The organism is Mesorhizobium sp. M7A.F.Ca.ET.027.03.2.1, assembly GCF_003999175.1.
Classification (GTDB): domain Bacteria; phylum Pseudomonadota; class Alphaproteobacteria; order Rhizobiales; family Rhizobiaceae; genus Mesorhizobium.
Genome location: NZ_RZOM01000285.1, coordinates 1 through 6,175 on the forward strand (window position 1 = coordinate 1; position 6,175 = coordinate 6,175).

6 protein-coding genes are annotated in these 6,175 nt (G+C 58.0%); 5 read left to right on the top strand and 1 reads right to left on the bottom strand.

Translation table 11 applies throughout. The features are described 5' to 3' along the window. The 5 genes from EN750_RS14610 to EN750_RS14630 all read left to right on the top strand — a co-directional run. A partial coding sequence (locus tag EN750_RS14610; protein ID WP_127396834.1) for a transporter substrate-binding domain-containing protein occupies nt 1-308 on the top strand: 308 nt, incomplete at its 5' end. A 56-nt stretch (nt 309-364) separates the two neighbouring features. Next, nucleotides 365-1,339, top strand: a complete 975-nt coding sequence (locus EN750_RS14615) for an amino acid ABC transporter permease (RefSeq protein ID WP_127332355.1) — start codon at nt 365-367, stop codon at nt 1,337-1,339. After that, entirely contained in the window at nt 1,336-2,079 is a 744-nt protein-coding gene (locus tag EN750_RS14620; protein WP_127396835.1) for an amino acid ABC transporter ATP-binding protein, read from the top strand. Before EN750_RS14615 ends, EN750_RS14620 begins: the two co-directional genes overlap by 4 nt. 286 nt (nt 2,080-2,365) lie before the next feature. Then, nucleotides 2,366-3,853: an ATPase domain-containing protein gene (locus tag EN750_RS14625; protein WP_127396836.1), complete on the top strand. Its 1,488-nt coding sequence runs from the start codon at nt 2,366-2,368 to the stop codon at nt 3,851-3,853. Next, the gene (locus tag EN750_RS14630; RefSeq protein ID WP_127329069.1) at nt 3,850-4,890 is read left to right on the top strand and encodes a sensor histidine kinase; all 1,041 of its coding nucleotides are present in this window, start codon (nt 3,850-3,852) and stop codon (nt 4,888-4,890) included. The genes EN750_RS14625 and EN750_RS14630 overlap by 4 nt, the downstream gene beginning before the upstream one ends. Before the next feature lie 86 nt (nt 4,891-4,976). Here the strand turns inward: EN750_RS14630 and EN750_RS14635 are convergent. Then, the coding region (locus EN750_RS14635) for a phospholipase D-like domain-containing protein (RefSeq protein ID WP_127396837.1) at nt 4,977-6,175 on the bottom strand (1,199 nt) is incomplete at its 5' end.

Genomic DNA, 6,175 nt, shown 5'->3' on the forward strand with positions numbered 1-6,175 from the left:
ACCCGAAGGAGGTCCGCTCCTACGAGAATTCGACGACCGCCTTTGACGACCTCCGCCTCGGCGACGGCGTGCGCCTGGACGCGGTGGTCTCTTCGCTACCGTCGATCCTCGACGCCGAGAAGGCCGGCTACCCGATCAAGCAACTAGGCGATCCGGTGTTTTACGAGCCGCTGGCGATTGCCATCGAACGCGGCGATCCCGAACTCTCCGCCAAGATCGGCGACGCCGTGAAAGCGATGAAGGAGGATGGCACGCTGAGCAAGCTCTCCGAAAAGTGGTACGGGCAGGATTATTCGAAGACCAACTAGCCCCTTTCAAAGGCGGCCTGCCCCCCGGCAGGCCGCCGAACAGCCGGTGCTCAAAGATGCTCTATCCCGATACCGTCGAAGCCGAAATCCTCGTCCACAAACCCTGGTTCGTGGCTACGATGTTCGGCGTCGTTCTGCTTCTCTTCATGGCTTTCAACATGTCGAGCACCAGCTTTGCCGAACTAATGCGCCCCGTGATCGGCGAGCCGTCGGTGAGTGGCTTCTACGGCCGCTTTGCCATTGCTTTCGCCATAGCGGTGATCTTCACCTTGAACGTCGTGCTGATCGGCTTCGCGCCGCTCAAGTTCCAGATCGGCATCGTCTGGCTCGAACTGCTGCTCCTGTTCATCGCCTTCTTCGAAACGTTCCATCTCAGCCTGCCCTTTATCAGGGAGAAGCTGCCGTTCCTGATTAGCCAGGGCGTTGTCACCACACTCTACGTCTCGGCCATTTCGATCGTTATCGCTTCCGTCATCGCCGTCGCCGGTGCGGTGGCCAAGCTTTCCAGCAATGGCTTCGCCTACGCCATCGCCAGCTTCTACACCTCCTTCTTCCGCGGCCTGCCGCTACTCATGCAGGTCTATCTGATCTATCTCGGGCTGCCGCAGCTCGGCTTTGTCATTGATGCGGTTCCGGCCGGCATCCTGGCGCTATCGCTCTGCTACGGCGCCTACATGACCGAAATCTTCCGCTCCGGCATACAGAGCATCGATCGCGGCCAGTGGGAGGCGTCGCGCTCCATGGGCTTCGGCTTCACGCTGACCATGCGTCGCATCATTCTGCCGCAGGCATTGCCGGTCATCATTCCGCCAACGGGCAACCAGTTCATCTCGATGCTGAAGGATTCCTCGCTGGTCTCGGTCATCGGCGTGTGGGAGCTGATGTTCCTGGCGCGCACCCTCGGACAGAAGACCTTCCAGCACATGGAGATGCTGATCTCGGCAGCCATGATCTACTGGATGCTGTCGATCTGCCTCGAACTGGTCCAATCGCGGATCGAACGGCATTACCACAGGAGCAAGGTGCGATGAGCGCTCCGGCCATCATTGAAGCCAAGTCCGTTTCCAAATGGTACGGCCAATTCCAGGCGCTGAAGAACATCAACCTGATCGTCCACAAGGGCGAGCGGATCGTGATCTGCGGGCCCTCGGGTTCCGGCAAATCAACGCTCATCCGCTGCTTCAATCGCCTGGAGGCGCATCAAGAGGGCGACATCGTCCTCAACGGCGTTGCCTTACATGGCAAGATGACCAACGTTGCCGCCGTGCGCTCCAACGTCGGCATGGTCTTCCAGCACTTCAACCTGTTTCCGCACATGACGGTGCTGATGAACTGCATGGCCGGCCCAATGTGGGTGAAGGGCGTATCGGAAAAGCAGGCGCGCAAGACCGCACTGAAGTTCCTTGAGCGGGTCCGCATTCCCGAGCAGGCGAACAAGTTCCCCATCCAGCTGTCCGGCGGACAGCAGCAGCGCGTGGCGATTGCCCGCAGCCTGTGCATGGAACCGGCTGTCATGCTGTTCGATGAGCCGACCTCCGCCCTCGATCCGGAAATGGTCTCCGAGGTGCTAGAGACGATGACGGGATTGGCTCGGGACGGCATGACCATGGTGTGTGTGACGCATGAGATGGGTTTTGCGCGTGCGGTTGCCGACCGGGTGATCTTCATGGACGCTGGGCAGATCGTCGAGGAGGGCACGCCCGACGGGTTTTTCGGCCACCCGCGCCATGATCGAACCAAGTTGTTCCTCAGCCAGATACTGAAGCATTAAACTTCCAGAAAAAAGCTGCGTGGATGCGCTGGACGAACGGCCCGTGCCTTTCCTCAACCAGCAGCGCGCGGGTGCCGCCGATCCTTGCGGATCGTGTCTGCCAGCGCGACGCTGACGTCGGACGCTTTGCTAGCCTCAATGCCAATCACCAAGCTGCTCAACAATATCGATGCGGTAGGCGCCGGATTTTGCGTACCCACAGTGTTGCCGATGCCTTGCAAGTCAGCCGGGGAACCATTGAAAATCCTGGCCGTTACGGTGGTCCTGGTCCGCGCGAGAGGGCACTTTGGAAACAGATGATGCATCACCGATCACTTCTGGCGTCGAGGGTCTCGATTACATCCTGAGAGGTGGTTATGCCAAATACCGGTCACACCTGATCGAGGGCAGGCCTGGATCCGGCAAGACGACGCTCGGGCTGCAGTTTCTGATCAACGGCGCACAGAACGGAGACAGGTGCCTTTACATCACACTTTCCGAGAGCAAGCGTGAACTTCTGTCGGTCGCCAATCGTCATGGGATGTCACTAGACGGCGTAGACATTCTGGAACTGGTACCCCCGGAGCTCAGCCTCGATCCGTCTCAACGCCAGACACTGGTGCACTCCTCCGACCTTGAACTGGGTGAAACGGTCCAATCCGCACTGGATGAAATAGGCCGTCTTAAGCCGGATCGTGTCGTTTTCGACTCCCTGTCGGAGATACGCCTCCTATCCCAGGGCTCCTTGCGCTACCGGCGGCAGGTGCTGGCGTTGAAGAGCTTCTTCCTTCTTAACGACGCAACGGTTCTGCTCCTTGACGACCTGACCGCCGAATTTGACGATTTGAACCTGCATTCTATCAGCCATGGGGTCATTCGCATGGAGCAGCTGTCACCCGTGTATGGGGGGGAACGCCGCCGCTTGCGGGTCATCAAGATGAGAGGTGTGGAAATTCGTGGCGGATACCATGACTTTGTCATCCGGCCAGGTGGGGTATCGGTCTTCCCCCGGCTCGTGGCCGGCGAACACGACGAAGGGAAGCAGGGCCCGCCAGCCATAAGTGGCACTTCCCTCGACAATCTATTGGGCGGCGGGCTGTCACGAGGCACCAGCACCTTGTTGATCGGGCCATCAGGTGTAGGCAAGTCTACGATTGCTTCAACATTCTGCCACGCCGCGCTTTTGCGCGGCGAGACGGTGCTGGTGCTTCTTTTCGATGAAACGAAGCGTATCTTCCTGGCGCGCGCAGCCGGGCTTGGATTGGACCTGGAACCGTTCATCAAGAGTGACATGCTTCTCCTGGAGAAAGTCGAGCCTGCTGAACTGTCACCCGGAGAGCTGTCGTCTCGGATCCAAGCCGCCGTGGACCATTCGAATGCGCGGCTTGTGGTGATCGACAGCCTAACCGGCTACTTGAATGCGATGTCCGAGGAACAGCATCTGGTGTTGCAAATGCACGAGATCCTTACCTACCTCAATCAAAAAGGCGTCGTCACAATCCTTCTGCTCGCCAACCACGGATTGCTCGGGCAAATGGTGGCGCCCGTGGACATGACATACCTCTGCGATTCGGTCATGTTGTTGCGCTTCTTTGAGAATGACGGGAGGTTGAGGCGCGCGATCTCAGTAGTGAAAAAGCGCGTCGGCGCCCATGAAGACACCATTCGCGAATTCAAGATCAGCCCCGCCGGCCTCGCCGTGGGGGAACCTCTTGAACAGTTCCGAGGCATCCTGACGGGGGTGCCCTCCTATCAGGGCAAGCAGGGCGATCTTCTCAAAGATAAATCATCGTGATGGCAACGGATCCCGGAGTGCTCATCCTCTCACCGACCGGCCGTGATGCAAAAATCGCGGCATCAATCCTCGCGTCGAAGGGCATTGTAACGCATATCTGCAGCACTCTTGCTGAGACGTTGCCGCTGCTGGATATGGCACAGTGCCTAGTCGTTGCAGAAGAAGCATTGCTCACTTCGGATCGCAATCCATTCGCCGCCTGGCTTGAAAGCCAGCCGGCCTGGTCTGATTTTCCGATCGTTCTGCTCACGATGCGTGGCGCTGAGTTCGACGAGCGGCTGAGATTTCTCGACCGCTATCTCATCGTTCTGGAGCGGCCGTTTCTGGCATCAAGTCTAGCCAACTCCGTGCGTTCCGCGCTGCGCGCCCGCACGCGGCAGCTCGAAGTCAAATCCTTGCTCGAGCACAAAGAGGAAGTGGCGCATCGTCAGAAGCTGTTGATCCGGGAGCTTCATCACCGCGTCAAGAATACTCTCGCTAATGTGAGAGCGATGATGGGGGCAACAGCCCGCTCAAGCAGCAATGTGGATGATTTCGTGCGCAATTTCTCGGCCAGGCTGGTATCTCTGGCTGACACCCATTCGATGCTGACAGATGATTATTGGCAGACCGCATTTCTGCACAAATTGCTGGAAACCGAGCTTCGGCATTACGACACGACGGACAGGTCACGCATTCTCTTGGAAGGGCCTGATGTCGCGCTTGTCGCGGATCTCGCAATACCCGTGGGCATGGCTTTCCATGAGCTGGCGTCGAATTCGTCGAAATTCGGAGCGTTGTCCTGGCCTCGGGGACGGCTTGAGGTACGCTGGTCGGTGGCGCAATTCAAAAATGCTCAAGTGGTTCATCTTGACTGGCGTGAACGCGATGGCCCTGAGGTGCACCCGCCCCAGCGAAGTGGTTTTGGCACAACCTTGCTAGAGAGGGTTGTCGCCGTGCAGTGCGACGCAAAGGTTGAGCTGCAATACCACCCCAAGGGGTTAAGATTTGCAATGGACTTGCCCCTTCGGGACACCAGGCTTGTCCCTGCCTACTAGTCTGCGCGGGCCGTTTCGGGGGCGCCCTATTGGCGGCAAAAAGCCTATCTGGCGAGCAATCGCGGGGACTTTGCATCTCCACACTATTAGAGCTGGGAGCGTAGCCTGCTGGCAAAGTAGTCGGTGACCTTTTCGCTCACCGGACGTGCTTGCCACTCTTCCAGCCTGACTTGCCTTGATCGTTTCAGGTCCTCGTTGAAGATGTCTATTTGCGTTCGCGCGAATTCCATGCCGTAGACGTTCAGACTGGCCTCATCGTTGAGGCGCAAGGAACGCTCATCCAGATTGGCCGAGCCAACGCTCACCCAGACATCGTCGACGATCAAAAGCTTGGGGTGGTACATTGTGGGTTGAAACTCAAAAATGCGCACACCGGCTTTGAGCAATTCGCCCCAGAAATAACGTGAACCCTTTCGCACTATGGGCACATCCGTCAGCCAATTGGGAACGATGACATCGACCGAGACGCCTCGCTTCCTTGCATCAAGAATCTGCTGCAGGGCTATGTCGTCGGGCACGAAGTAGGCCATGCCGATGCGCAGATGATCCTTGGCCGCGGCTATTGCTGCCAACATCATCAACTCCATGTTCTCCGAGCCGTTTGGCTGCGAAGAAAGTATCAACTGGGCATCGAGCCCACCAGCGGGCGCAACTGCAGGGTAGAACTTTCCGCCCTGCAATGTCTCGCCGGTCGTCTCAAGCCAGTTTTCCGCGAACGCCGCTTGGAATGCGGACACGGCGGGTCCTTCGATCCGGTAGTGCGTGTCGCGCCATTCATTTGAGTTGCGTGCGTTCCCGCGCCAATTATCGGCAATGCCGGCGCCGCCAGTGAATGCTATCCGGCCATCGACGATCAGCAGCTTGCGATGAGTTCGGTTGTTTACACGGTCCAACGTATACCAGCGTAAAGGCCGATAGCGTTCGAACTTCACACCGGCAGTGGTCATGATGTGGATCAAGTCCTCGTCGAAGGGAAGGCTGCCAACCCAGTCGACGTTCACACGGACTTCGACGCCTTCGCTGGCCTTCGCCGCCAATGCGATCGCGAACTCGTAGCCGATGGCTCCTGACCAATAAATATATGTCTCCATGTCGACGCTGGATCGAGCCGTCCCGATTGCTTGCAGCATAGACGGAAATATTTCGTCTCCGTTGATGAGAGTTTGGACCGCATTGGAATCGAACATCTGCCCTTGCGAATAGCTGCTCATCGTCTCGGAAAATTGGGGATCCGTAGCGTCGAACCGATGGGGGACGATTGATCGTAGAACGCGCGGCTCTGGAG